Here is a 24,447-nt window from a genome sequence, read left to right on the forward strand (position 1 = left end):
GCTCAGGGTGTCGCCTGCCGCCCCCCACCGAAAAGGCCGCGCAGGAATCCCGGCGTCAGCATCGACAGCGGGTTGACCGTGACATTCGGGTTATCCACCGGGCCGTCGACCTGGAAAGAAGCCGCGAAAAGGCCCCCGCCCCGTTCCGGGCTGAAAAGCCGCCCGATCACCGGCAGCCGGCCCAGCAGCGTATTCACGACATAAGCTGGAACGATGGTGCCATTCATCGCCAGCACCCGCCGCTGCCGGTCCATCTCACCGGTCACGGTCAGGCCCAGCGAGGCGGAGAAGGCATGCGCGTCCCGCACCGTCAGCTTCCGGGGTGAAAGGGTGAAGGGCGCGTTCAGGCGGGAAAAGGTGAGGCCCGGCCCCTGCACGGCGTCGAAGACCCCATAGACGGTCAGAGCCTGCAACAGCTTGCCGATGGCGGGCGCGTCCATCACCGCGAAGTTCTCCAACTCGGCAGTGCCGGAGAGGGGGGAGCCGGGATGATTACTGGGCCAGCTCGCATTCACGGAGAGCCGCCCGCCCCGCACCTGTTGCAGGACGTCGAAGGCGGCCAGAAGCGCTCCCGCATCCTCTGACGTCAGACGCAGCTCGCGCCCGGCACCGCGCGGCGTGACGGAGACATCGAAAGGCCCCCTGCCCGCCGCCTGCCCCGTCACCCGCCCCTGCCGCAGCACGCCGGCAGCATCGGCGCGAATCTGGCCCCGCACGGCCGTCAGGAAGCGGGCGTCGCCCAGCAGAACCCGGTCGAACTGGGCATCCACCACGACATCGGGCGCCGATGACGCCATGGCGGCACCTGTGCCCTCCGCTGATTTTTCATCCTCAAGAATTGGCTCCAGGTCGAGCAGCGGCCCGCGCATTCGAATGCTCCAGGCCGCTCTCCGTTGGGCGGGAGGGCGCACATCGCCGCTGAATCGGCTACGGCCGATTGCCGCACCCGCGATCTCCAGCCGCTCCAGCTGGTTCGTCTGGGTGAAGGTGCCGCTCCCGCGCAGGCTGAGTTGCGGCGCCTCCACCTCAAGCTCCTGCAGCGACTGCAACCTCTCGCCGCTGACACGCAGCTCCGCCCTGGCGCTTGCCGGTTGGCCAGGGGCCTTCTGCCAGGCCAGGGGCGTCAGCATCATCCTCGCGTCACGCAGATCGCTCCGGAGTTCGACACGGGTCACGCCGGAGCGCGGCTTCTCCATCACCGCCTCCACGCTGACGGGTCCGGAGGCCAGCCCTTCCAAGTCCAGCCCGAAGCGCTCCAGCGTCGCGATGTCGGTCCTTCCACTGGCCTGGATGCGCTCGACCACCTGGCTCGGCGGCCCCGGCCGGAAGCTCATCTCCATCGACAGCTTCGTTGGGATTCCGCCGAGTTGTGCATTGCCGGAGGCGCGCAGACGCGCATTGTCCACGCTCAGATCCGCCGTCCCACGCTCAAGGTTCTGGCCTGCGACCACATCGGCCAGACGCAGCGCGGTCAGCCGCGCCTGGACGTTCACGCGGATTGCCTCCGTCGGCAGATCCGCCAGCAGCGGCATGGCCAGCCGAAGATTCGCATCCAGCTGGCCGCCTGGCTCCTTCAGATCCAGCGGCCGCTTCTCGAAGAGTTTCAGACGGGGGTGACGTAGCAGGGCAACGGCATCCGGTACGGGTCCACGGAGCCTGCCGGTGATCTCCATCTGCTCGGAACTCGTATCCAGCGCGAAGAGACGGACGGTGGTGGAGGGCGAAACCAGGTCGGTTCCCGACTGACGCCCACCCGTGGCCTCGACTACCACTTCCTTCAGCCCAAGGCGGACAGTGCCGGAAACATTCTCCACCGGCGGAATGGGCCGCAGCCAATGGATGGTGGCGCCTTCCATCCGGAGCGTGCCGCCCGCATCGGTCAGCCTGAAGCCTGAAAGATCCTCGCCGGATTCGGCCGAGAGGCTGAATTTTCCGCTCTCGGCCACCCCGGCGGTTACATTCTCCATCAGCCAGGAACGGGCATTCGGCGCCAGCTCCTGGGGCCAGTAGGTGAAGAGCGCGGCGGCATCCATCCGGTTGAGCGTCAGCGACAGGCCGCCACGCCACCGCCCTTCCTGCAGCGCCGCCTGGCCAGTGGCCGTCAACACCGGCGGAACAGCCGGGAGACCGCCGGGCCGGGACGTGGCCGGCGGCAGCGTCAGTGTCAGCTTGTCCAGCCGCAGTTGCTCCGGGGAACCGCTGGCCCGCAGGTCCATGCCCCGGAACGCCATGCGCCGGGCCGGACCCAGCGCCAGGCTGCCGGGACCGATGCGGAGCCCGAGATCAAGTTGCGGCGGGTTCCGCGACCCGCCATCGAGCACGCCGCGGACGTCCAGAGAGACGGAAGCATCGAGCAGGCCGAGCGGCGCCAGGGCCGGCATGAGCCCGGCGAGTTTCGCGGGCTCCAGGGCTGGTAGAATCAGGTTTCCTTCGACATGCGGCCCCTTGCCGCTCGCCCTGGCGGTCAACAGCACCGGCACGCTACCGCCGTTCTGCGGCAGGACCAGCTGCGCGGTGCCCTCACCCTCGGCACTGTCGCGGTCCACGCGGCGGAGCGTGACGGAAACCGCCTGCAGATCCCAGGTCAGGCGCAGCTGCCGGTCCAGGATGATGACCCGCCCACCCGTGATCACCACCGAGCGCAGGGAGCCGAAGAGGCTCGTCTCCTGCTCCGCGCCGAGCAGCTGGCCCAGCAGCCACCCGCCCTCGGCATCGCCGCTGTCACTGCCGGAATGCTCGCCCATGGCGAGGGAAACACCCCCGTCGGCATCGCGTTCGAGCACGATACGCGGGTCCCGCAGCGTGACCTCGGTCGGCGCGATCTCCCCGATCAGCAGCCGGCGGAGCGAGAGAGAAACGGCGAGATCCGGCAGTTCCTGGCGAAGTGCGCCCGTCTCGTCCCGGAGCTGGATGCCGGAGACCCTTACCGCCAGCGGCGCCGCCGCGCCGCCGCGGAAGCCATTCCAGGCGAGGACGATATCCTCCACCTTCAGGTTCTGCTCCAGCCCCGCACGGGCCGCCAGCTGCTCCACGACGCGATTGAGCATGGTGACATGCAGCGGCCCCTGGGCCAGCCGCCAGGACAAGGCGGCAATCGCCAGCCCGGCCACCAGCAGCAGTGCCATGAGCGCCCGCAATGCGACACCGCAGAGCCAAGCGCCTTTACGAAGGGCTTGACCACTCAGCCCAGGCATGGATTGGCTCCCGGATCATGCCCGACGCAGTAACGGATTTCTCCCGCCTTCCTCCGCCTTTCGACCAGGCGGCGGCCGAGCGTTGTATCGAGGCCTTCAGCGCGAAGGGTCCGAAGGAACGGCAGTTCGCAGAAACGGCCCAGGGCAAGGCCGTGCTGGGGGCTCTGGCGGGCCATAGCCCTTACCTCGCCGAGCTTGCGGAGCGTGAAAGCGCCACGCTGTTGCGCTTCGTCGACCGCGGCGCGGACGCGGCGTTCGACATGGCGCTGGACCCTTTGAGCCGGGCTGACCCGGAGGCGGCGCGGCCGGCCGTGGCTGCCCTGCTGCGGCAGGCCAAGCGGCAGGCCGCGCTGATCGTCGCGCTGGCTGATCTGGCCCAGCAATGGCCGCTCGACCGTGTCACGGGCGCGCTCTCGGTCCTGGCGGAGGCAACGATCGACTATGCCTGCGCCCACCTGCTGCGCGAGGCGTCGAACCGGGGAGAATTACGGCTGCCGCGTGCCGGTACACGCGATCCTCGGCTGGTGAGCAAGGGCTCCGGGCTGATCGTCCTTGGCATGGGCAAGCTGGGGGCACGCGAACTCAACTACTCCTCGGACATCGACCTGATGATCCTCTACGACCCGGAGGCCGCAGCTTACCATACAGAACGTGCGGCCGCGGTTTATGTTCGCATAGCTCGTGATCTTGTTCGGTTGATGGAGGAGCGGACGGCGGATGGCTACGTCTTCCGCACGGACCTGCGGCTGCGCCCGGACCCTGCGGCGACGCCGCTGGCCGTCAGCATCCACACCGCCATCTCCTACTACGAATCCATGGGCCAGAACTGGGAACGGGCGGCCATGATCAAGGCCCGCCCCGTCGGCGGCGACCGCGTGGCGGGAGATGCCTTCCTGGCGGAGATACGCCCCTTCGTCTGGCGCCGTCATCTGGACTTCGCGATGATGGCGGACATCCACTCCATCAAGCGGCAGATCCATGCGACGCATGGCGCGCGCGGCGCGAATGCGCAGGTGCAGGTGGCCGGGCATAACGTCAAGCTCGGCCGCGGTGGCATCCGCGAGATCGAATTCACGGTGCAGGCGCTGCAACTGATCTGGGCCGGCCGCGATCCCGCGCTGAGAGACCCGACGACGCTCGGTGCCCTGGCCGCGCTCGCGGCCGCCGGGCGGATCGACCGCCGCGCCGCCGCGGATCTGGCGGATGCCTATGTCTTCCTGCGCGACCTGGAACACCGGCTGCAGATGGTGGCCGACCGCCAGACGCAGCAGATGCCGGAGGATGACGGAGCGCTGGCGCGCATCGCCAGCTTTATGGGGTTCAGTGACAGCGCCACCTTCGCAGCCACGCTGACGCGCCACCTCTCCCGCGTCGAGCGGCACTACATGCAGTTGTTCGAGCAAGGGGCGCTGGTGCCGGAAACGCCGTCCCAGGAGCCGATGGACAGCCGCCTCACCTTCGATGAGGAGCATGACGATCCGGAGACGCTGCGCGCCCTGGCGGCCATGGGATTCGCGGCACCGGTGCAGGTTTCCGCCAAGTTGCGGGGTTGGTTTCACGGCCACACCCGCGCCACCCGCAGCGAAAGGGCGCGTGCTCTGCTACGCAGCCTGACCGGGCCTCTCCTGGCCGCTTTCGCCAGCCAACGGGAGCCGGATGTGGCGCTGGCGCGGTTTGACGCCGTGCTGTCCCGCCTGCAGGCCGGCGTGCAGATGCTCTCGCTGTTCCAGCGGAACCCGGCGCTGATTGCCCGGGTGGCCGGACTCCTGGGCGCGGCTCCGGCACTGGCCGATCACCTCGCCCTCAACCCCGCCGCGTTGGAAGGGCTGCTGGCGGGCCAGATGCTGGACGGCGCCACGGCCTCCCTGCCTGCCCTGGTCAAGGAAGCGCGCCATTTCGAGGAAGCCCTGGACGGCGCCCGGCGCCTGGTCATGGAAGGCAAGTTCGAGATCGACGCCGCAGCGCTGGAAGGCCGGATCGACGCCGACGCCGCAGGCATCGCCCGCAGCGACCTGGCGGATGGAGCGATCAGCGCCCTGCTGCCGCATGTCACCGCGAATTTCGCCGCCCGTTTCGGCAAGGTACGCGGCGGCGCGCTCGCCGTCGTCGCGCTGGGCAAGCTGGGCGGGCGGGAGATGCTGCCGGGATCCGACCTCGACCTCGTGCTGATCTACGACCATCCGGAGGAGGTGACGGAAAGCAGCGGCGGCCCGCGTTCCCTGCCGGCGAGCACCTACTTCGGGCGGCTGGCGCAGCAGATGATCGGCGCCATCACCGCCCCCGGCGCGGAGGGCAAGCTCTATGAAGTGGACATGCGGCTGAGACCCAGCGGCAGCAAGGGTCCGGTCGCGACCTCCCTTTCCTCCTTCGAGCGCTATCACACGGAGAGCGCCTGGACCTGGGAACGGATGGCTCTGACGCGCGCGCGCTGCGTCGCGGGCCCGCCAGGGTTGCGACGGCGAATCAAAGCTGCGGTGAAGGCGGCCCTGATGGAGCATGCCGGCCCGCAGGCGATCAGCGACGCCGTGGCCATGCGTGCCCGTATGCTGCGTGACCTGCCGCCGGATGGCCCGATGGACATCAAGGCCATGCCGGGCGGGATGATCGAGGTGGAATTCATCGCACAGGCACTGCAACTCGCCCATGCGCGCCGCAAGCCCGCGGTGCTGGCCCAGACAACCCGGAAAGCTCTGGAGAATTTAGGCCGCGCCAGGATTCTGCCGCCCGAGGACGCCGCCACCTTGATCGCCGCGGACCGGTTGTGGCGTACGACCCTGGGCCTGCTGCGGCTGACGGTGGGGCACTGGAGGAAGGAGACGCTCCCTGCCTCCACCGCCGCCGCCCTGCTGCGCGCGACCACGCCGCTGCTGGACAAGCCGCCGGTTGACCTCTCCGGCTTTCGCACGCAGATGCAGGCGCAGGCGGAACAGGTCCGCAGCTTGTTCGAGCGGCATCTCGGCCGGCTCGATTCTGGAGGAGCGGGATGAGCATCGAAGAAGGCATGGCGGCACCGGCATTCGACCTGCCGGCCAGCGGCGGCCGCCAGGTTTCGCTGGAGGCCATGAGGGGCAAGCCCTTCGTGCTATACTTCTACCCGAAGGCGGATACCTCCGGTTGCACGAAGGAGGCCTGCGATTTCCAGGAGGCGCTGCCGGCGCTGGGCAGCCTGGGACTTGATGTCATCGGCGTCTCGCCAGATCCGATAAAACCCATCGAGAAATTCGCCGAGAAATACGGCCTGAGCTTCCCCCTGGCTTCCGACGCCGAGAAGACCACTGCCGGCGCCTATGGCACCTGGGTTGAGAAGTCGATGTATGGCCGGAAGTATATGGGCATGGACCGCGCCACCTTCCTGATCGATGCCCATGGCAAGGTCGCGCGCATCTGGCGCAAGGTGAAGGTGCCGGGCCATGCCGCGGAGGTGCTGAAGGCGGCGCAGGCGCTCGGCTGAGCGCCTTCGGGTTTCGATCAGGACACGGGCACCCCTACGGGCGAACCGGTCCTGGAAGCTCTTCGGCGCCCGGACAGTGCCGGGAGAATGCGGAATATTGATCCGGCATCTCCGCCGGGCGGGCCGGCAGCTTCCTCATCGGCCGTCATCTCCTCCAGCCCGGCGCGGGGCTGGAGGTGGACGGCCATAAACCCGCTGCAGTCTCAGCGGGCTTCACTGCTGAAGCGCAGGATTTCCGTCAGGATCTCACTCCGGATCCCCGGTATCCGCCACCAGCCCAACCGCTTCGATACCCGCCACCGCGCAAATCTCGTCCTTGTCCGACGCATCGCCCGAAACACCCACGGCGCCAAGGATGGTGCCCGAGGCATCGCGCACCAGCACCCCGCCCGGCACTGGCACAGCACGGCCACCGCAGAGATCGGAGAAAGCGTTCATGAAGCCGGGCATCTTGGCCGCGCGCCGCGCCAGTTCCCGCCCGCCGAAGCCGAGCGCCATCGCACCATAGGCCTTGCCCGTGGCGATCTCCGGCCGGAGCAGGCTGGCGCCATCCTCCCGCAGCAGGGCCTTGGGCTGAGCGGCCTGGTCCAGCACCACGACCGTCAGGGGGGCAAGACCAAGCTCGCGCCCCTTGGCCAGGGTGACTTCCGCGATGCGGCTGGCGGCCTGAAGGCTCAGGCCATGGGCAAATCCGGTGGGCGGGTTAGGCATGCGGTATGATCCTCAAGCTGCCTGGTGGATAGCGCGCCAGACGACCTCTGGCGTGGCTGGCATGTCGATATGCTTCACGCCGTATTCGCTCAGCGCGTCGACCAGCGCATTCATCACCGCAGGCAGTGATCCGGCGCAACCGGCCTCGCCGCAGCCTTTGGCCCCCAGCGGGTTGGTCTTGGCCGGCACGCCATGGCTGATGAACTGGAAGCTCGGCACATCCACCGCGCGCGGCACCGCATAGTCGGAATAGGAGCCGGAGAGGAACTGGCCGTCCTCGCTATAGCTGGTCCGTTCCATCAGCGCCTGCCCGATGCCCTGGACGATGCCGCCATGCGCCTGGCCTTCGACCAGCAGCGGGTTCACGATGACGCCGAAGTCGTTGACCGTGACATAGCGGTCGAGATGCACCACGCCCGTTTCCGGGTCCACCTCCAGCTCCACGACGTGGCAGCCATTGGGGAAGGCCATGGGCGCCTGGTCGAAGATATGGTCGACATCCAGCGTATCAGGCACTTCCGGCGGCAGGTCTTTGGCCTCCCGCAGCCGGGCCGCGAGGGTCATGATGTCGATGCCACGATCGGTGCCGGCGATGCTGAAGCGCGCCCCGCCTTCGGCATGGGGGTCGAACTCGATATCCGCCTCGGCAGCTTCCAGCAGATGCGCGGCGGCGATCCGCGCCTTGTCCACCACCTTGGCCGAGGCCTCGACGATGGCGGCGCCCGATGCCATCAGCGACTTGGAGCCGCCAGTGCCGCCGCCGGCGATCAGCCTGTCGGAATCTCCCTGCACCAGCTTGATGCGCTCGAAGGGAATGCCGAGCGTCTGATGCAGCACCTGGGCGAAGGGAGTCCAGTGCCCCTGCCCGTAGTCCAACGTGCCGGTGATGATGGTAACGCTGCCATCCTCCCCGAAGCGCAGACCGCCCATCTCCTTCGACGGCGGGGCCGTGCATTCCAGGAAGTTACCGATACCACGGCCGCGCAGCCGCCCACGCGCCTTGCTTTCCGCCCTGCGGGCCTCGAAGCCGTTCCAGTCAGCGGCTTCCAGCGCCTTGTCCAGCACGGCATTGAACTCGCCGCCGTCATACTTGCTGCCCGAAGCCGCCTGGTACGGGAACTGATCTGGCTTGATGTGGTTCCGGCGACGCATCTCGACAGCGTCGATGCCCATTTCGCTGGCCGCCGCTTCGATCAGCCGCTCCATGAAGTAGTTGCCCTCGGGGCGCCCGGCTCCGCGATAGGCCGTCACCGGCGGGGTGTTCGTGACCGCGCTGGTGGTAGAGATCTCAATCAGCGGCGTGGTATAATTGCTCTGGACGTTCCGACCGAAACCACTGGTGCCCATCAGCGGCCCGACATTGCTGAGATAGGCGCCCATATTGGCGAAGGAGGTCAGGCGCACCGCCAGGAACCTGCCCGCCGCATCCAGCGCCAGCTCCGCCGTCACCTCATGGTCACGGCCATGATAATCGGAGAGGAAGCTGCCCGTGCGCTCATCCGTCCACTTCACCGGACGGCCCAGAACCTTCGCGGCATGCAGGAGGCAGATATATTCAGGGTAGGCACCGGCCTTCATGCCGAAGCTGCCGCCGACATTGCCGGTGAGGACGCGCAACTTGTCCGTCGGGACCTTCAGCAACTCCTTGGCGATGGCGTTGCGCATGCCGAAGACGCCCTGGCTGCCGACATGCAGGGTGTAGCGGCCCGTCTCCGCATCGTATTCACCGATGGCGCTGCGGGGCTCCATGGCACTGACGACGATACGATTATTTCGGATCTGCAGGCGGGTGACATGCGCGGCGCCGGTGAAGGCCTCCGCGACCTTCTCGGCATCGCCGGAATGGAACCGCTGGACGATATTGCCTGGAACATCTTCATAGAGCTGCGGCGCGTCAGGGGCGGCGGCGGCCGAGGCCTCTGTCACGGCGGGCAGCGGGTCGATATCGGCGTATACGGCCTCGGCCCCGTCCTTGGCTGCCTCTTTCGTCTCGGCCACCACGAAGGCGATGGGGTCGCCCACGAAGCGCACCTTGTCAGAAGCAAGCACCGGCCGCTGGATATCCTGAAGGCCCGGCGAAGGCATCATGCAATGCAGCGTGCCATATTCCGCCAGGTCCGCAGCGGTGAAGACGCCGACGACGCCTGGCACCTCCTTCGCCGCAGCCGTGTCGATGCCCCGCAGGACACCGTGGCCATAAGGGCTGCGGACGATTACGCACCAGAGCTGGCCAGGAAGCTGCAGGTCATCGGTATAGCAACCACGGCCTTGCAGCAGGACCGGATCCTCGTTCCGAGGCACAGGCTGGCCAATGCCGAATTTGAGGCGGCTCGGGTCGATGGACAGAGAATCCGGCATGGGGAGGCCTCTCCGTAGCAGGGCAGGAATAGGGAGTCGGAGCGGCAAGCCTAGAAGCATCGCCGTCCCGAAGCGACCCCCCCCCTCTTGTATTGCACCCCCAGGATCGGGGCGATCCGCGCATCGAAGGCCTGATGCGCCCTTCGGGCGGCGGCTCTTCAATCCCGCGCCGAGCCGGTCGAGGCAACGCAGGCGGGCCTCGCTGGCGTCTCGCTCGACATGCAAAGCTGATTGCTGGTTATGCGGGGGGCGGCCCGGTGCCCGGGCGCCCGGCAGAAATTCCGGCCGGCTGCGGGACGGCTGATGTGAGCCGGAGCGACTGGCGATTCGCCGCATCCCGGATGCAGGGCGGACCGCGGACCTGAACGCGGTTACAAGCTGTCCCGGCGAAGGCGCTGGGACAGCTTGTGGTTGTAGAACACTATTCGCGCAGTATCACACCGCGCGGCGCGTCGCACTCTCAGTATTGGCGGCCACCGAGGTCGGCACGGCGCGGACACTGGCATCGGCCTCGACCATCACGGTACGGATGTCGCGCAGGAAGGTGGAACCCTTGGTGGTCCGCTGCACCAGCACGCTGCGGCGATCCTGCGGGTCGGTCTTGCGCTTCGCCAGGTCCAGTTCGCCCAGGCGGTCCAGGGCGCGCGTAATGGCCGGCTTGGAAACATTCAGCGTCGCTGCGAGGCCGCGCACGGTATGGGGCCCGTCACCGAGATAGACGGTGAGGAACACGCCCAACTGGCGCGCCGAAAGGTCATGCCCGTCCCGCCGCACCAGGGCCACAACCGTGTCCCTGAGGATTCCGACCAACTGGTCAGGGCTGTTTTGAACGGCCATAGCGTATCATCCTTGATAATCTGAGCTCCACGGCTCCAGCCGCCGGAGAAATGAAAACTAAACTGCTGCTTTGCCGTTTCAAAATGCGGCGTCTTATTTCCCGAACAAAATCACACTTTCGATACATGCAAAGCAGACGCGAAATTTTTGCACCTCGAGGAAAGCGGCTCTCCGTGGGAGCAGCCATGGAGAACCCCGCTTCGTCAGGGCGTTAGAGCAAAAACATGTACCCGTATGTAAGCAACTTCACAGATATTGCAACGCCGAACAAACGGGCCTGCCGAAACGGTTCGAGTGCAGAATTCGTAAATTCGGTCCCGACTTGTCCAGCCTCAAATCGTAACAATATCAAAATATAGATGTGTCAGTAGTCTTATAAGCTGTCTATTTCGATTCCGAATTATGACTTGATACGCCAGTGAAATCAGTAGCTTACAGAGACGGCCGTAAACGGCCATATATCAGAAGCAGCATCTGATCTCTCGGTCTTTTGTAATCGATGGTTGCTTTTCACAGATTTTCCGGGGCAGCGGTCGGAGCGTTCAGGAAACCCTATAAAAGGCCAGGCTCGCGCTGGTAAGCCTGATTGTCTGGGATCAGGTTCCGCCATTGCGGAATTGGCATGGGCGATGCCAGGCAGGCGCGCTAAAAGCCGCCAGCATGAGCGTATACGGCGAACCGCTGGAAGTCCTGCATCGGGTCTTTGGACATACTGGTTTCAGGGGCATGCAGGAGGAAGTGGTCCGCCATGCCGTCTCGGGTGGCTCCGGCCTTGTGCTGATGCCGACCGGCGGCGGCAAAAGCCTCTGCTTCCAGATCCCCGCCCTCTGCCGGCCGGGCCTGGGCGTGGTCGTCTCCCCTCTGATCGCGCTGATGGAAGACCAGGTGGAGGCGCTGCGGCAGCAGGATATCAAGGCGGCTGCCTTGCATTCCGATCTGCCCCCTGACGAAGCGCGCACCGTCTGGCGTGACCTCGATCGCGGCGACCTCAAGCTGCTCTATGTCTCGCCGGAGCGGCTGACGCTGGAAGGCACGCTCGCCCGCCTGGATGAGATGCAGGTCGCCCTCTTCGCGATCGACGAGGCGCATTGCGTCAGCCAGTGGGGGCATCACTTCCGGCCCGAGTATCGCGCCCTGCCGGTTCTGGCGCAGCGCTTTCCGCGCGTGCCGAGGCTGGCGCTGACCGCCACTGCCGACCCGCGCACGGTCCAGGATATCCAGCGGCAGCTGGGACTGGAGGACAGCCCGCTCTTCCGTGCCAGCTTCGACCGCCCCAACATCACCATCTCCGCCCAGCCGCGGGACAACGAGCGCGGGCAGCTCCGCCGCTTCATCAAGAGCACCTCGGACGGCACGGGTGCCGGGCTGGTCTACTGCGGCACCCGCCGCAAGGCCGAGCAGACGGCCGAATGGCTGAAGCAGGACGGCTATGACAGCCTGGTCTTCCATGCCGGGATGGACCCGGCGGCGAAGCGGGAGGCCCATCGCCGCTTCGCCCGTGGCGATGCCGTGGTGATGGCCGCCACCATCGCCTTCGGCATGGGCATCGACCGGCCGGATGTGCGGTACGTCGCCCATACCGACCTGCCCCGCAGCCCGGAGAGCTGGTACCAGGAGATCGGGCGCGCCGGACGCGACGGGCTGCCGGCACAGGCACTTCTGCTCTACGGCGCCGGGGATATCTCCCTGGCCCGTCACCGCATCATGGAGAGCAGCGCTCCCGAGGAACAGAAGCGCGTCGAGCGGCAGAGGCTGGAGGCCATGGTCGCCATCGCCGAGGCCGCCAGTTGCCGCCGGCAGATCCTTCTGCGCTGCTTCGGTGAGGAGGCGCCGGAGCCCTGTGGCGCCTGCGACATCTGCCTGGCCCCTCCCCGCCTGTTCGACGGCACGGTGGCGGCGCAGAAGATGCTGTCCGCGGTATTGCGCACAGGGCGCCGCTTCGGCCTCGGACATGTGGTGGATGTATTGCTGGGCAAGAGCACGCAGAAGGTCGCTCAGTTCGGGCACGACCAGCTGCCCACCTTCGGCGTCGGGCGAGACCTGACCGAACAGGCCTGGCGTGGCGTGGCGCGGCAGCTGGTGGCCCAGGGCGCGCTGGATGTAGCCGTGGAGAACCACGGCGAACTGGTGCCGACCGACGCGGCGCGCCCCATCCTGAAGGGCGAGCAGCCCGTGATGCTGCGGGAGGAGCTGGTGACCCAGCCGGGGCGCGGCAACCTGCGTGTGCGCTCCAGCATCGAGGCCCCGTCGGACCCACGCTTCGCGGCGCTCCGGGAATGGCGCAAGCGCACCGCCCTCGCGCAGGGCGTTCCAGCCTATGTCATCTTCCAGGACCGGACCCTGGCCGAGATCGCGGGGAGCCAGCCGGAAACGCTGGACCAACTCGGCACCATTCCCGGCGTCGGCAACACCAAGCTGGAACGCTACGGCCAGGACGTCCTGCGCGTGCTGCGGGAGACTGCCTCCGCCTGAGCCGGCCGCATTTCGTTACTGAGAATGAGTTGCACATCGAATTGCGAGCAGTTATCACTCGCAGCACGATCAGTAAGCGGCTCACGACATGTATGTCTGCATCTGCAATGCCCTGACCGACACCCAGATCCGCGATGCCATCGCCGGTGGGGCGCAGCGACCCAAGGAGGTCTACTCCGCCTGCAATTGCCAGGCGCAGTGCGGCTGCTGCACTGGCACCATGCTCTCCATTATCCGCGAGCAACCGCCCGGTTCGGATCAGGCCGCCGCCGGCGACTGAGGCCTCTCGCCTCCGACAAAAAACGGATCGTTGACGCCGGGCGCCGCTGTCCTCACTTTCCACCAGGCATCTGGTAGAGAGAGCTGGAACATGTTACGCGACCCCAAAGTCATCGAATACCTGAATACGCAGCTCACCAATGAGCTGACTGCCATCAACCAGTACTTCCTGCATGCCCGCATGCTGGACGACTGGGGCGTAACTAAGCTGGGCAAGCACGAATACGACGAATCGATCGAGGAGATGAAGCATGCGGACGAGCTGATCACCCGCATCCTCTTCCTCGGCGGCCTGCCCAACGTGCAGCGGCTGAACCAGATCCTGATCGGGCAGAATGTCGAGGAAGTGCTGAAGTGCGACCAGAAGATCGAGGAGAAGGCCATCCTCGACCTGCGCGACGGCATTGCCCATTGCGAGAGCGTCCGGGACTTCGTCTCCCGCGACCTGATGATGCGGATCCTGGCCGATGAGGAGAAGCATGCCGATTTCCTCGACACGCAGTTCAAGCTGATCGATCAGATCGGCCTGTCCGACTACATCCGCCTCAACAGCGCCGCTGCGCCGGATCAGCACAAGGGCTGAACACGCCCAGGGCCCACATTGGCGCGTGGGCCCTATTTTCTTGCTGCCGGGATCGTACCCTGCCCGCCCAGCTGGGGCGGAGCCGGCGCGAGGGCCGGCGCCTCATCCTTGAGCCCCACACCGGTCATCTGCCGCTGACGGGCCTCTGTCATCAGCCAGACGAGTTTGCCTGCTGCTGCCTCATAGGTAAGGCCGCCGGCGAGGTGGATATTCGAGATGCAGTTGCGCTCCGAATTCCGCCGCCCCGCCCGAGGTCCGTAGGTCAGATAGACTCCCAGGCTATCCGCCACGCTCAGGCCGGGACGCTCCCCGATCAGCATGGCACAGAGCCGGGCGCCCACCGCGCCGCCGATCTCGTCGCCTACCGCCACGCGCCCTCCGGTCACGATGACGACAGGCGCGATCTGCCATCCCCCCAGCCTCGGCAGGGCGGCCTTCAGCAGCATCGCCGCATGGCGCTGCACAGCGGCGGCGGACAACCCATCGGCGATGACGAAGACTACATCCCAATTGCCTGCGGGCAGCCGCCCCAGGCAGGCCGGGTCCAGTTTCCGCCCGAGGTCCGGCCGGCGAAGATAGGTTCCGCGATCAGGCGCCAGACTCTGTGCTGTCACATAGGGAAGCCTGCCCAGGCTCGCCCCCAGGGCCTCCACATCCAGCGGCTTGTGCACGGCATCCCGTGCGCGGGCATGAGCCAGTTGGAAATCCAGCATGGCGCCCAGTGGCGGCGCGTCGCCGACCCGCCCCAGCCCGATGCGCGCGGGGGTGGATTGCCGCAGTGCCTGCCAGGGGTCCCGTGCCGGAACATCAGCCGCCATGGGTGGAACCCAGCAGCCTCCGCGCGGCGTCCTGCTGCCTCGCTGGCTCCCGGATGCGTCCCTGCGAGTCCGTCATCTCCATCCGATCCAACCAGGCCTCGAATTCGGGCGCCGCGCGCAGCCCCAGCGTGGAGCGAAGATAGAGCGCATCGTGGAAGGAGCCGCTCTGGTAGTTCAGCATCACATCATCCGCGCCCGGCACGGTGATGATGAAGTTGGTCCCGGCGACGGCCAGCAGCGTCATCAGCGTGTCCATGTCGTCCTGGTCGGCCTCGGCATGGTTGGTGTAGCAGACATCAACCCCCATCGGCACGCCAAGCAACTTGGCGCAACAATGATCCTCCAGCCCCGCCCGGATGATCTGCTTGCCGTCATAGAGGTATTCCGGCCCGATGAAGCCGACCACCGTATTCACCAGCAGCGGCGAGAAGGCGCGCGCCACTGCATAGGCGCGGGTCTCCACTGTCTGCTGGTCCAGCCCGTGATGTGCATCCGCCGAGAGGGCGGCGCCCTGCCCGGTCTCGAAATACATCACGTTCTGGCCCACGGTGCCGCGCCTCAAAGCCAGCGCCGCCTCATGAGCTTCCCGCAATACGGCGAGGCTGACGCCGAACCCGGCATTCGCGGCCTCAGTGCCGGCAATGGATTGGAAGACCAGATCGACGGGCGCACCCCGCTCCATGATGCGGATGGCGTTGGTCACATGGGTCAGCACGCAGTTCTGGGTCGGAATGTCGTGCCGCTCCCGGAGTCCGTCCAGCATCTCCAGCAGCGCGATGCAGTTCGGGATATTGTCGGTGGCCGGATTGATGCCGATGACCGCATCGCCGCAGCCGTAAAGCAGCCCATCCAGTGTGGCCGCGGCGATGCCGCGCAGGTCGTCAGTGGGGTGATTGGGCTGCAAGCGGGTGGAGAGGCGTCCCTCCAGGCCGATGGTGCCGCGAAATCCCGTGACGACCCGACAGCGCCGGGCAACCGAGACCAGATCCTGATTTCTCATGAGCTTGGAAACGGCGGCGACCATCTCTGGCGTCAGGCCCGGGGCCAGCGCGGCCAGGGCACCGGAAGTCGCTTCATAGGAAAGAAGCCAGTCCCGCAATCCGCCCACGGTCAGGTGCCGGATGGGCGCGAAGGCATCGGCGTCATGGCTATCCATGATGAGCCGCGTCACCTCATCCAGTTCATAGGGGATCAGCGGCTCCTCAAGGAAGCGGGTCAGCGGCAGGTCCGCCAGCACCGCGCGAGCGGCGACACGCTGGGCATCGCTTTCCGCCGCCAGGCCAGCCATTTCATCGCCAGAGCGGCGTGGCGAGGCCTTGGCCAGCAGATCCGCCAGATCGCGGAAGACATGGCGTTCGCCCCGGAAGTCACTGGCATAGCGACCCATCGTCCTACCCCACTTTCCACAGCACGCTGCGGGTCCGCCGCCCGTTCCAGCATCAGGACCAGTGTGAGCCATACCATCGGCACGGAGCCGGCGGCCATCACCAACTCCGCCAGCGCCCGGCATGGACATAGCGCCACACGTCATCCATCGCCGGTGACGAGGAAGACAATGGGCGGCAGCAATGAGGAGGCTGGGATCCGGGCCAGGAATGCGTCGCGTGGCACGCCACCGACGCTGAAAAGTGCCCGCAGGAGGGAGAGCCGCCCTCGATAACAGCAACGGCACGAGGCAGGCTAAACAGCCTGCCTGTGGAAATTCTTGGCTGGGGAAACTGGCGGAGGGGATGGGACGGCACGAAAGCCGGACAGAAGCCCATGAATTCCTTTGGTTTCAGTAGTTTCAAAGGCTCCATGTGTGGGATATGCTGTGGGGGATTCTGTGGGGGAATGCCTGATTGCCACTCGATAAGCGTAATCTGGAGCTGCGCCATTCAACATGGTGGTGTGTGCGCGACGTACCCCCTTCCCTTCGAGAGTTCTTGGGTAAACGGAGGTTGGCTCAGACGCTTGTGACGCACTCGCTCAAAGAGGCGAGGAGCCGCCGCGAGTTCGTGCTGGCCCACTGGGAACTAGTTTTTGAGGCCGCAAGACGTGGCCAGCAGCTGCCATGGCAAGTGCAACAAGCAGATCTGAGGGGGGGTAGATCGCACATCGCAGCGGCAATGAGCTATCGCGAGTTGATCTCCCAGGCTCAGCAGGAGGACGAGGAGAACAACCGGAACGCGATCTCCGAACGGGACAGGTCCGACCGGGCAAGCGTGCTGGAGTCGTTAGCCGAACAAGAGGCGGAGCAGCTACCGCACGGAAAGGGTGAAGAGTTCCTTGCCGTCGTGCACGGCGGTGGTCTTCCGTTGGGGCATTTTGTCGAGCAGTGGCTAGGCCAAGGAACCTACACAGCCAGAACGGAGGCGGAACATCGCCTCGCTTTGACCAAGCTTCAAGACTGGCTGGCATCGATAAACCAAGCGGTTCTCGTCCAAGCAGTGACTCGGAGGGTAGCTGGGGAGTTTGTAGCCTCGCTTCAGGAAATGGGATCTCTCGCCCGGAAGACAATCAATAAGCATGTCTCATCCCTCTCCTCTTACTGGCGCTGGATGGTCAGCAGAGGCCACGCGGAGGCGAACCCTTGGTCCGGCCAGGGTCTCAGCACAATGCCCGAGCATCGCCGGGGTCAGCATGAACAAAAGGAACGGCCCTTCACCGATGACGAGCTGAAGACCCTGCTTTCTGGCCCGGTGAGACGCGATGTAGCCGACATGATGCTGCTGGCAGCCCTCACTGGTGCCCGACGGGAAGAGCTTGCCCAGCTGAAGGTTGGGGATCTGAGGGAGGGAGCATTCTTCATCAGAGGCTCCAAAACCGCCGCCGGCGTGAGAGCCATCCCCATTCATCCCGCCCTTCAGGAGTTGGTCACAAGGCGAACCGCCGGTAAAATGCCCAACGAGTTCCTGCTGGACGAGCTGAAAGAATCGGGCGATGACGGCGCCCGCTCGAACGGCGTAGGTAAAGCTTTCGAGTACTACAGGCGTCGCGTGAAAGTGGACGAATCTAGGCCAGGTAAGCGTCGGTCTCTGGTCAATTTTCATAGCTTTCGGCGCTGGTTCATCACGCGAGCAGAACGTGCTGGACAGCCGCCGCACATCATTGCTGCGGTAGTGGGCCATGCGCGACAAGGAATGACATTGGGCACCTACTCCGCAGGACCGTCGGGAGAACAGTACCGGGTGTGTGTGGAGGCCGTAAAACTGCCGGCTGGCCTGACCCTCCCGCCACCCGAGGCATAGGAGGTGGGAGAGCCAGAAGCACGTCGTAGTTCAGCTTAAGGTTCTTTGCAAATGAACAGCCAGCCAGCAGCCGACTTCCAAGTTTCTACAAGACCTTGGTCAGCGAGGCGGCGAGCAGCGCGATTTACATCCCAAATCAGTTCATCGATGGTTGCCGCGATCGTCTCGGCAGTGCGGGGTTCAGCCGGATCCATTGCGGCAAGAACACGCGGCTCAAGACTTGGGTCATAGCCCGGCTCAATGTTTCCTTGGGTGAACCGTTCGCACCATACGATCCGGCCCCTCCAGACAATGAAATGGCTTCCACAGCCGCCTTCACGCCAGACCGACGGGATGAGTGTTGCTCCCTCGCCGCGCATGTCGATGCGCCAAGCTTTGCCGGCTCGTCGATCGAGGTTCACTACCAGCGTCTCCCCGCACCCATCAGGGCACGCAATGACAAGGGAACGCTGCCGGCCGCGCACAACCAGCACGGCATCGCCGGCTGCGCCTAGCCGAGCTTCCGCCTCATCCCGGTATTCCGCTTCGCCGAGCAACCGCAATGTTCGTGCTGGATGACTCATGCTGCGTTCCCCCATGGCCTGGAGCGGACTGGAAGCGGCCAGCTCGCACCGCGCGCGAGAGCACCGCTTGTCGAGCAGGCGACGCAGTTGCAGGATTTTGTCGCAGCCATCTCCCGCACCTGCCCACGGATGCCGTCATAACGCTGATAACGTGGACTGGCCGGTACAGGCGTGACCGCGCCTAGCAGCATGGTGACGGCAAGCGACGCCACCGTTGAGTTGATCGAGATCACCGCAGGCTGGGGCTCACGCTCGCCTTGCACGTAGCGATCCGCCGCTCGTTGCTCAGGGGTCATGAGCTCTCGACGGATGAGCTCTCCATCAAGCGCGCGGGTGCAAGTCAGACATGGAAGGCCAGGGGAGAGCATTTGCACACGGCCGGTAATGTGTGTGACGACGCTGTCCCGCACTGTGATGCTTACTCCCATATCGATCACCGGCACGAGGTGCTGATAAGCAGCCTGGTTCACCACCGCCCGGCTCGCGTGAGAATCGGTGCACAAGAGGATGAAGTCGAGCGAGGCCAATCTGGTGGCTACCTGCTCATCGACAACATCCGCACGGAGCGTGTGCACTTCGACTGCGGGATTTACTGCCCGCATCATCCTGGCTGCAATATCGACTTTGGCTTCTCCAACATCCGGTGGGGTGGAGCCGACCAGTCGGTTCAGATTAGTGGCCTCCACGATGTCAGGGTCAATCACGGTCACCCTGGCGGCCCCCAGGTGCGCGAGTTGCTGACATACCAACGATCCGGTCCCACCGGCGCCAATGACGCCAAAATGCAGTCGACGAAGCAGACGCTGACCCGAGTCGCCGAAGGCCCGCACCTGCCGGTCATCCCGCTCCTCCGTGGCAGCAAAAGGAGGCTGCGAATGCAGCACCAAGCGCTCCCCAGCTTCCCACACTGGTACCTCGGTGCCATCATCGAGGCGTCTGGCCCGGCAGCCTCCTGGCCCGATTACCATCGCCAAGTGCGCAAGTTGTGCGCCGCGCTGGGCTAGGTACAGCCCGAACTGCGCTTCCCCGCGGTCATCAACCTTTGAGAACGTCGGGTATCCGCGGCTACCTGGATGCGTATGTATCATGACCGCAGCCATGCCTGTCGCTCGGCTGCGATTTGCCACCTCCATCATGAAGTGGGCTCCAAGTGTAGCCGCGGCAGCATCGCGCCGCTCGTAGGCCGAATCCGGCACCGGATTCGCCTCAGCGACCACCCAGGCATCGGCCGCTGGATTGTAGTGGGCATACGCGACCGCACAGCTCTCTGCCCCATTTGCCTGCAGCAGCACATCAGCAAGCTCGCGATACTGGGGCGCCGCGAAACGAATGCCGCTCATTGAGGCCGCCTCAGCCGTTCGGCCACAACGTTCATCCAGGTGGAAAGCGTATCGCGGTTGGCATCCCAAGGGCCGGTCAAATGCCACGAGAACCACAAGCCACTTTCCGTGGTTTCGGGAATCTGCATCTCTTGAGTGTTCTGTGGCAGGCCCCCGTTCGACAATCGCAGGCCTGTATCAGCCCAAAAACAATCGACTGGTGCGTAAGGGTACCCCGGCGGGATTAGGAAGCGGATGTTGGTCGACAACGTCGACCAACCTTCCGGCAACCGGACGTCCGGCACGCTGACAAGCGAGGTGCTGCTTGGCAGGTGCTGGACATGGACGCCACCGAAGCGTTCCTGCAGCTGTTCCAGCTGCATGGCGATGATCCCCGACATCAGCCGAAGTTCGCCTTCGGCACAGATGAGAAGCGGAGGATGCCATGCGCTGCACCGAGGCTGACACTCTCGTCGTCACCGATTGCCCGGTCAGGCTCATCCCCGCGGCCCTCGAGGGTCAAATCATGCGTGGCATCCCAGTTTGGCACCATCGCCTTGATCTCGGCGCCCGTCAGCGTCTTCTGGTCCGTCTCGTAGCGCGCGCCGTTAACAAAGAAGTGATAAACTGGCTTATGCGGGGCCGTGATGAACTTCTCAACGCCGGGCTGGGTTAGATCGACCTCACTTCCCGGAACGATCAGCCGATCGGTTCCGCCGCGCACATCGAGGAAGACCGCCTCGTCGGAACTGGCCTGCGCCAGTGAGCGAAGAGCCGCCTCGGGAATGGTGGGCATGCCCCAGACGATGCGGCTGTCGTTCACCTTAACCCGATAAAGGGGGTCGCCGCTGAAGGCGACAAATCGGTAGGCGGCCCGACCACGCAGATCGACCGCCTCGTCAGGGCGAACGTCCTCGAAGTCTCCTTCCTCAGTGATTACAAAGAGTGCGTGATCCTCGGCTTGCTGCAGATGGGCGGCCTTCAGGATTTGGCGCCCGAGCGGGACCGGATCGTCCAGCAGGAGCGGATGGAAGTCGATGCCGTTTAGCGCAAAAGAAACGCGGTAGCGTCCAGGGCGAAGCTGGCGGTCCTCGCGCACAGCAGCAAGCACATCGTCAATGCCGGCAAGATGATCGTTAGTATCCACTCTGATGTTCCTCTTCGATGGGCCGCGGTAGCGGCGTTCGAAGGGTTAATCGCTCCGGCGGGGAGTGGCCGGTAATCTCATTCAGAGATTTTTTTTGAGTGAGCCGGCGGCAAGCGGACCACATATAAAGAAGGTAGGGCAGCTGGGACATGTACGGTCCGATTGCTCCGGTCGGAACTGCCCGGACCCAATCGCGGCAAGCGTTGCCTTAAGTTTTTCGTGCCGGCTTTCGAGCTTCCGCCTGTCGAAGCTAACCTCCACTACAGGCGAGTGGTCGGAGAGATGTAGGATTTCGACTTTACACCCGGGTAAAATTTTCGACACTGCCATTTGGAACGCAGCATCGGCGAGTTCTTTACCCGCTTCCGACTTCCCATGGCCTGTCCGGATGATCCTTGCGACGTGCCCGCCAGGAGTAGCAAGGACATCATCTGCCTTTGCCGTAAGCACATCATCGCCAATTACCAGCTGAAAGGACCCTGTTTCCACCCGCTGGCCGCTGCCCCGTACGTTCGTGAACCGACGGACCAGCAGCAGAGCGACTTCCCGGTGAAGTCGATACTCCGGGCCTGCCAGCGGATCTACAGCCCATCTCTGCGCCAGCAACGCTTCCGCTCGCTCCGTTAAGTCGCCGGCAGGCTCCAGGCTAACGACATCCTCGACCACCTGGCGAACCAGATCGTGTACCCGCGACAACGTTGTCGGACTGCGGCGGCCGCCAACACCAAGGATGTGAGTGTAAAGAAAGCGGCGCGGACAGCGTGTGTAGAGGTCGAGCTGAGCGGTCGTTACGACGACTGGGGGTCCGATCTGGATCGGCAGTGCTCCGCCTTCAGGATCAGGGTAGAGGTTAGGGTTCGATCGAGCCGAGCGTGAATGTATGCGTCCCAGCCCGGCGATGAACTTGGATGGGCTGCGCGTTTTGCCCCCAGCGTCGTACGAGGCAGAATACAGTAGCAGCCGGTCGCGAGCGCGTGATGCCGCGACGTAGAACAGACACTCTTGTTCTGCGGCGTGGTCGGTTGCAGCTATCGCAACGGTCCCGCCCTGCCCGCCTTCGATCATGCCATCCGGGACAGGACATGCAGGCCGACGAGCGGCACTTGGCATCCCGTTCTTGTTGAGGCCCATGACATGGACAACAGGGAACTCGAGACCTTTACTCCCATGAATTGTCATAAGTCTTACAGCGTCGATTCCCTGAGCTGCGAGCGGCAGCTGCCTGAGATCACGATCATCTGCGAGTTGGACGAGGCGCCGGATGCGATCAAGCAGGCCTTGCACCGGCACGCCGGGTCCATGACGGTCCGTCCGGAGGAAGCTCATCAGCTGCCAAACGGCCACCCCCATCGCACGCTTAGCGGCATCGTCAGGCGCTGACAGCAAGGCGGCCACCCTGGTACGGTCGAGCAGAACTTTGGCCAGCACAAGCCACGGTCGATCCTTCGTGCCGAAGCCTTCGACGATCTCGCCGAGCCGGCGCAACGCCGCACGATCTTCGAAGCCGAGCTCCGAAATGGTTTCCGCAAAACCCTTCCAAGTCAGCGGGGCGGCGTCGGCTCGTCTTAAAGCGTCAATCACAGCAGCCGCGCCCGCCAAGCTAAGGCCGACGTGAAGACCATCCAACACCGGCTTACGCACCAGCGCCATGGCCCGCTTGTCAACGAGAAGCGAAACTAAAGAAAGTAGATCCTTTACCTCCGGCCGCTCGAACAGATTACCGAGGTAGAGGACGGGAATGTTGCGCCGCTCCAACTCGCGGCCGAGCCGAGCAAGACGCTCATTGCCCGGACACAGAACTGCCTGACTACGAAAACCAACAGCCGGTGCGAGAGCCAAAATTTCATCGGCAAGCGCGCCTGCCTCGTCATCATTATTGCCGAAGGTAACATGCTCCGGTGGGACACCGCTCGACCTGCGATGCGCGCACAAGGTGGCTTCACCCGTTCCAACTGCCATGCCGGCGCCGAAGGTGGAGAATGCAGTGACAATTTCGGGCGTGGATCGGTAGTTGATCCGTAGTCGGCCAGATGAGGCGCCAGGAAAGTCGTCCGAGGCAAATCTCGCCATGTTGTACGATGAAGCACCACGAAAGCGATAGATTGCCTGCCTGCCATCTCCGACTGCCCAAAGGCCGCGCCCGCCTTCAGTGAGGTGCTGCAGCAAGCGGACACTACTGCGATTGACATCCTGGTACTCGTCGACGAGCACATTCGTGTAGGCACCGCGTATGCGGTCGGCAACGCTTGGCATCTCGTCAAGAAGTGTGACTGGAAGGGAGACGAGGTCGCCGAAGTCCACAGTGCCGGCGGCCTTCTTTAACTCCTCGTAGCGTCGGTAGACAGTAGCGACTTCCCTGCAGCGCTCGGCAGCCTCTATCGCACCTGGATCGACCGCCGCGGCCCGCATGGTCAGGGCCAGAGCCTCGAAGCGGTCGACATCTGCGACCTCGTCCTTGGCTCGCGACACGGCTGCCAACATGTCGCGTAGCGGGCGGGAAGGATCCCAGAGCTCTTGATAATGGTTGAGCTCCAATGAAAGGTACTCGGCCTCGAGCAGCGCAACCGCTTCGGTACGGTCCATCAGCCGCGGCTCACAGGCAAATCCCAGCTCACGGTGAAAGCGACGGACCAAGTCGAGGCCAAATGCGTGGAACGTACCCACCCACATCGCTGGGGCAGCATCAGGCTTTACTGTCGCGATGCGATCAGAAAGTTCGCCTGCGGCCTTGTTGGAAAAAGTGAGCACGAGGATGGTACGAGGGTCGACGCCTTCGTCCACAAGGGATGCAACCCGGCCGATAAGCGTTTGAGTTTTGCCGGTTCCAGGCCCAGCCTCAAGTAGATACGGCGCGCCTCGGTGGCCGGCAGCAGCGCGCTGCTCATCGTTAAGCGGCTTCGGTGGAGAACTGGGTGGAGATGCTTGGGCCGGGTCGATGGCAGGGAGAAGCAGCGCGTCGAGCAATTGCTGTGCGACAACGTCGAAGGGTGCTCCGAGGCGCTCAGCGATCTGTGTTGCAGTCATTCCTTCGAGGTGCAGGTCGCGTGCGCGCGAGCGGGGTAGTAGAAGCTCGCGCCCGAACAGATCCATCTGGATCTCGCGGCGCTGCCGCCGGCTGTAGTCGACTACCCGGTCCTCGCCGACTGGCGCCGCTTCAGCTGACCTTGCAGGATCAACTTCATGCGTGACGTGGCTGATCTGATCGTCGCCTAGGAGAGCGTGACCTATCTCGTGCCCCACAAGGAACGCTTGGTCGAATGCCGAACCACTATCCTCGTGCCTGATGGCCCGTTCTACCGGGTCGAAGTGAGCCTTGCCGCCTGATAGGATAGCGCCACCGGCCTGGACCGGCTCGACATCAATGCCATGGCGGGCTGCGGCGGCAACCGCTAGCGCGTAAACATTCCACGGGTCTGTACAACCTGGAACCACCGCCTCGTGCAGTTGTGCTGCGCGCTGCCGCGCCAGTTCAACGGCATCCATGA

17 protein-coding genes and 1 pseudogene are annotated in these 24,447 nt (G+C 64.7%); 7 read left to right on the forward strand and 11 right to left on the reverse strand.

The genetic code is table 11. From position 1 onward, the window contains the following. Positions 1-2: 2 nt before the first annotated feature. Positions 3-3,125 carry a DUF3971 domain-containing protein gene (locus IAI58_RS11520; RefSeq protein WP_237182429.1) on the reverse strand — a complete coding sequence of 1,041 codons (3,123 nt, stop codon included), beginning with the start codon at positions 3,123-3,125 and terminating at the stop codon, positions 3-5. An 86-nt stretch (positions 3,126-3,211) separates the two neighbouring features. Here IAI58_RS11520 and IAI58_RS11525 point away from each other — a divergent pair, with 86 nt between their 5' ends. Together IAI58_RS11525 and IAI58_RS11530 are read left to right on the forward strand one after the other, a co-directional pair. After that, positions 3,212-6,181 carry a bifunctional [glutamine synthetase] adenylyltransferase/[glutamine synthetase]-adenylyl-L-tyrosine phosphorylase gene (locus IAI58_RS11525; protein WP_207447501.1) on the forward strand — a complete coding sequence of 990 codons (2,970 nt, stop codon included), beginning with the start codon at positions 3,212-3,214 and terminating at the stop codon, positions 6,179-6,181. Next, positions 6,178-6,645, forward strand: coding sequence for a peroxiredoxin (locus IAI58_RS11530; RefSeq protein ID WP_207447502.1), 468 nt, complete (start codon positions 6,178-6,180; stop codon positions 6,643-6,645). Before IAI58_RS11525 ends, IAI58_RS11530 begins: the two co-directional genes overlap by 4 nt. A 246-nt stretch (positions 6,646-6,891) precedes the next feature. On the opposite strand, the gene IAI58_RS11535 is transcribed toward IAI58_RS11530, so the two are convergent. The 3 genes from IAI58_RS11535 to IAI58_RS11545 all read right to left on the reverse strand — a co-directional run bounded on the left by IAI58_RS11535 (position 6,892) and on the right by IAI58_RS11545 (position 10,551). Next, positions 6,892-7,356: a GlcG/HbpS family heme-binding protein gene (locus IAI58_RS11535; protein WP_207447504.1), complete on the reverse strand. Its 465-nt coding sequence runs from the start codon at positions 7,354-7,356 to the stop codon at positions 6,892-6,894. A 12-nt stretch (positions 7,357-7,368) separates the two neighbouring features. Then, positions 7,369-9,714 (reverse strand): xanthine dehydrogenase family protein molybdopterin-binding subunit, encoded by a 2,346-nt coding sequence (locus IAI58_RS11540; RefSeq protein WP_207447506.1) that lies wholly within the window; start codon positions 9,712-9,714, stop codon positions 7,369-7,371. Between the two features lie 435 nt (positions 9,715-10,149). Then, positions 10,150-10,551: a MarR family winged helix-turn-helix transcriptional regulator gene (locus IAI58_RS11545; protein WP_207447508.1), complete on the reverse strand. Its 402-nt coding sequence runs from the start codon at positions 10,549-10,551 to the stop codon at positions 10,150-10,152. Positions 10,552-11,211: 660 nt separating this feature from the next. Here IAI58_RS11545 and recQ point away from each other — a divergent pair. From recQ to bfr, 3 genes are all read left to right on the forward strand, one after another. Further along, positions 11,212-13,023 (forward strand): DNA helicase RecQ, encoded by a 1,812-nt coding sequence (gene recQ, locus IAI58_RS11550; protein WP_207447510.1) that lies wholly within the window; start codon positions 11,212-11,214, stop codon positions 13,021-13,023. 88 nt (positions 13,024-13,111) lie between these two features. After that, the gene (locus tag IAI58_RS11555) at positions 13,112-13,303 is read left to right on the forward strand and encodes a (2Fe-2S)-binding protein (protein ID WP_207447512.1); all 192 of its coding nucleotides are present in this window, start codon (positions 13,112-13,114) and stop codon (positions 13,301-13,303) included. A 90-nt stretch (positions 13,304-13,393) separates the two neighbouring features. Beyond that, a complete protein-coding gene (bfr, locus tag IAI58_RS11560; protein WP_207447514.1) occupies positions 13,394-13,885 on the forward strand; it encodes a bacterioferritin in 492 nt (163 codons plus the stop codon). Positions 13,886-13,917: 32 nt separating this feature from the next. Here the strand turns inward: bfr and eutC are convergent, their stop codons facing one another. Together eutC and IAI58_RS11570 are read right to left on the reverse strand one after the other, a co-directional pair. After that, on the reverse strand, positions 13,918-14,703 hold the full coding sequence (eutC, locus tag IAI58_RS11565) for an ethanolamine ammonia-lyase subunit EutC (RefSeq protein ID WP_207447516.1): 786 nt from the start codon (positions 14,701-14,703) through the stop codon (positions 13,918-13,920). Next, positions 14,693-16,090, reverse strand: coding sequence for an ethanolamine ammonia-lyase subunit EutB (locus IAI58_RS11570; RefSeq protein WP_207447518.1), 1,398 nt, complete (start codon positions 16,088-16,090; stop codon positions 14,693-14,695). The genes eutC and IAI58_RS11570 overlap by 11 nt, the downstream gene beginning before the upstream one ends. Positions 16,091-16,544: 454 nt before the next feature. Here IAI58_RS11570 and IAI58_RS23470 point away from each other — a divergent pair. Both IAI58_RS23470 and IAI58_RS11575 read left to right on the forward strand, forming a co-directional pair. Then, positions 16,545-16,730, forward strand: a pseudogene (locus tag IAI58_RS23470) (DUF6538 domain-containing protein); the annotation flags it as partial. 81 nt (positions 16,731-16,811) lie between these two features. Then, complete coding sequence (locus IAI58_RS11575; protein WP_208775930.1) at positions 16,812-17,933, forward strand: tyrosine-type recombinase/integrase; 1,122 nt, start codon at positions 16,812-16,814, stop codon at positions 17,931-17,933. A gap of 35 nt (positions 17,934-17,968) precedes the next feature. Here the strand turns inward: IAI58_RS11575 and IAI58_RS11580 are convergent, their stop codons facing one another. The 5 genes from IAI58_RS11580 to IAI58_RS11600 all read right to left on the reverse strand — a co-directional run bounded on the left by IAI58_RS11580 (position 17,969) and on the right by IAI58_RS11600 (position 24,445). Continuing rightward, positions 17,969-18,496, reverse strand: coding sequence for a ubiquitination-like system serine protease family protein (locus IAI58_RS11580; protein ID WP_208775931.1), 528 nt, complete (start codon positions 18,494-18,496; stop codon positions 17,969-17,971). Next, positions 18,493-19,836 carry a HesA/MoeB/ThiF family protein gene (locus tag IAI58_RS11585; protein ID WP_208775932.1) on the reverse strand — a complete coding sequence of 448 codons (1,344 nt, stop codon included), beginning with the start codon at positions 19,834-19,836 and terminating at the stop codon, positions 18,493-18,495. Before IAI58_RS11585 ends, IAI58_RS11580 begins: the two co-directional genes overlap by 4 nt. Continuing rightward, complete coding sequence (locus tag IAI58_RS11590) at positions 19,833-20,216, reverse strand: E2/UBC family protein (protein ID WP_208775933.1); 384 nt, start codon at positions 20,214-20,216, stop codon at positions 19,833-19,835. The genes IAI58_RS11585 and IAI58_RS11590 overlap by 4 nt, the downstream gene beginning before the upstream one ends. Continuing rightward, positions 20,216-20,962, reverse strand: coding sequence for a multiubiquitin domain-containing protein (locus tag IAI58_RS11595; protein ID WP_208775934.1), 747 nt, complete (start codon positions 20,960-20,962; stop codon positions 20,216-20,218). The genes IAI58_RS11590 and IAI58_RS11595 overlap by 1 nt, the downstream gene beginning before the upstream one ends. Before the next feature lie 81 nt (positions 20,963-21,043). Continuing rightward, positions 21,044-24,445, reverse strand: coding sequence for a UvrD-helicase domain-containing protein (locus IAI58_RS11600; RefSeq protein ID WP_208775935.1), 3,402 nt, complete (start codon positions 24,443-24,445; stop codon positions 21,044-21,046). Between the last annotated feature and the right edge of the window lie 2 nt (positions 24,446-24,447).

Source organism: Roseomonas marmotae, assembly GCF_017654485.1.
GTDB classification, from domain to species: domain Bacteria; phylum Pseudomonadota; class Alphaproteobacteria; order Acetobacterales; family Acetobacteraceae; genus Pseudoroseomonas; species Pseudoroseomonas marmotae.

Bases quoted from the DNA above. Each gene is read 5' to 3' on its own strand.
- recQ (WP_207447510.1), top strand. From the start codon at position 11,212: ATGAGCGTATACGGCGAACCGCTGGAAGTCCTGCATCGGGTCTTTGGA.
- IAI58_RS11545 (WP_207447508.1), bottom strand. From the start codon at position 10,551: ATGGCCGTTCAAAACAGCCCTGACCAGTTGGTCGGAATCCTCAGGGAC.
- IAI58_RS11540 (WP_207447506.1), bottom strand. From the start codon at position 9,714: ATGCCGGATTCTCTGTCCATCGACCCGAGCCGCCTCAAATTCGGCATT.
- IAI58_RS11580 (WP_208775931.1), bottom strand. From the start codon at position 18,496: ATGAGTCATCCAGCACGAACATTGCGGTTGCTCGGCGAAGCGGAATAC.
- IAI58_RS11520 (WP_237182429.1), bottom strand. From the start codon at position 3,125: ATGGCACTGCTGCTGGTGGCCGGGCTGGCGATTGCCGCCTTGTCCTGG.
- IAI58_RS11525 (WP_207447501.1), top strand. From the start codon at position 3,212: ATGCCCGACGCAGTAACGGATTTCTCCCGCCTTCCTCCGCCTTTCGAC.
- IAI58_RS11570 (WP_207447518.1), bottom strand. From the start codon at position 16,090: ATGGGTCGCTATGCCAGTGACTTCCGGGGCGAACGCCATGTCTTCCGC.
- eutC (WP_207447516.1), bottom strand. From the start codon at position 14,703: ATGGCGGCTGATGTTCCGGCACGGGACCCCTGGCAGGCACTGCGGCAA.
- IAI58_RS11555 (WP_207447512.1), top strand. From the start codon at position 13,112: ATGTATGTCTGCATCTGCAATGCCCTGACCGACACCCAGATCCGCGAT.
- IAI58_RS11530 (WP_207447502.1), top strand. From the start codon at position 6,178: ATGAGCATCGAAGAAGGCATGGCGGCACCGGCATTCGACCTGCCGGCC.
- IAI58_RS11585 (WP_208775932.1), bottom strand. From the start codon at position 19,836: ATGAGCGGCATTCGTTTCGCGGCGCCCCAGTATCGCGAGCTTGCTGAT.
- IAI58_RS11535 (WP_207447504.1), bottom strand. From the start codon at position 7,356: ATGCCTAACCCGCCCACCGGATTTGCCCATGGCCTGAGCCTTCAGGCC.
- IAI58_RS11590 (WP_208775933.1), bottom strand. From the start codon at position 20,216: ATGTCGGGGATCATCGCCATGCAGCTGGAACAGCTGCAGGAACGCTTC.
- IAI58_RS11575 (WP_208775930.1), top strand. From the start codon at position 16,812: ATGAGCTATCGCGAGTTGATCTCCCAGGCTCAGCAGGAGGACGAGGAG.
- IAI58_RS11600 (WP_208775935.1), bottom strand. From the start codon at position 24,445: ATGGATGCCGTTGAACTGGCGCGGCAGCGCGCAGCACAACTGCACGAG.
- bfr (WP_207447514.1), top strand. From the start codon at position 13,394: ATGTTACGCGACCCCAAAGTCATCGAATACCTGAATACGCAGCTCACC.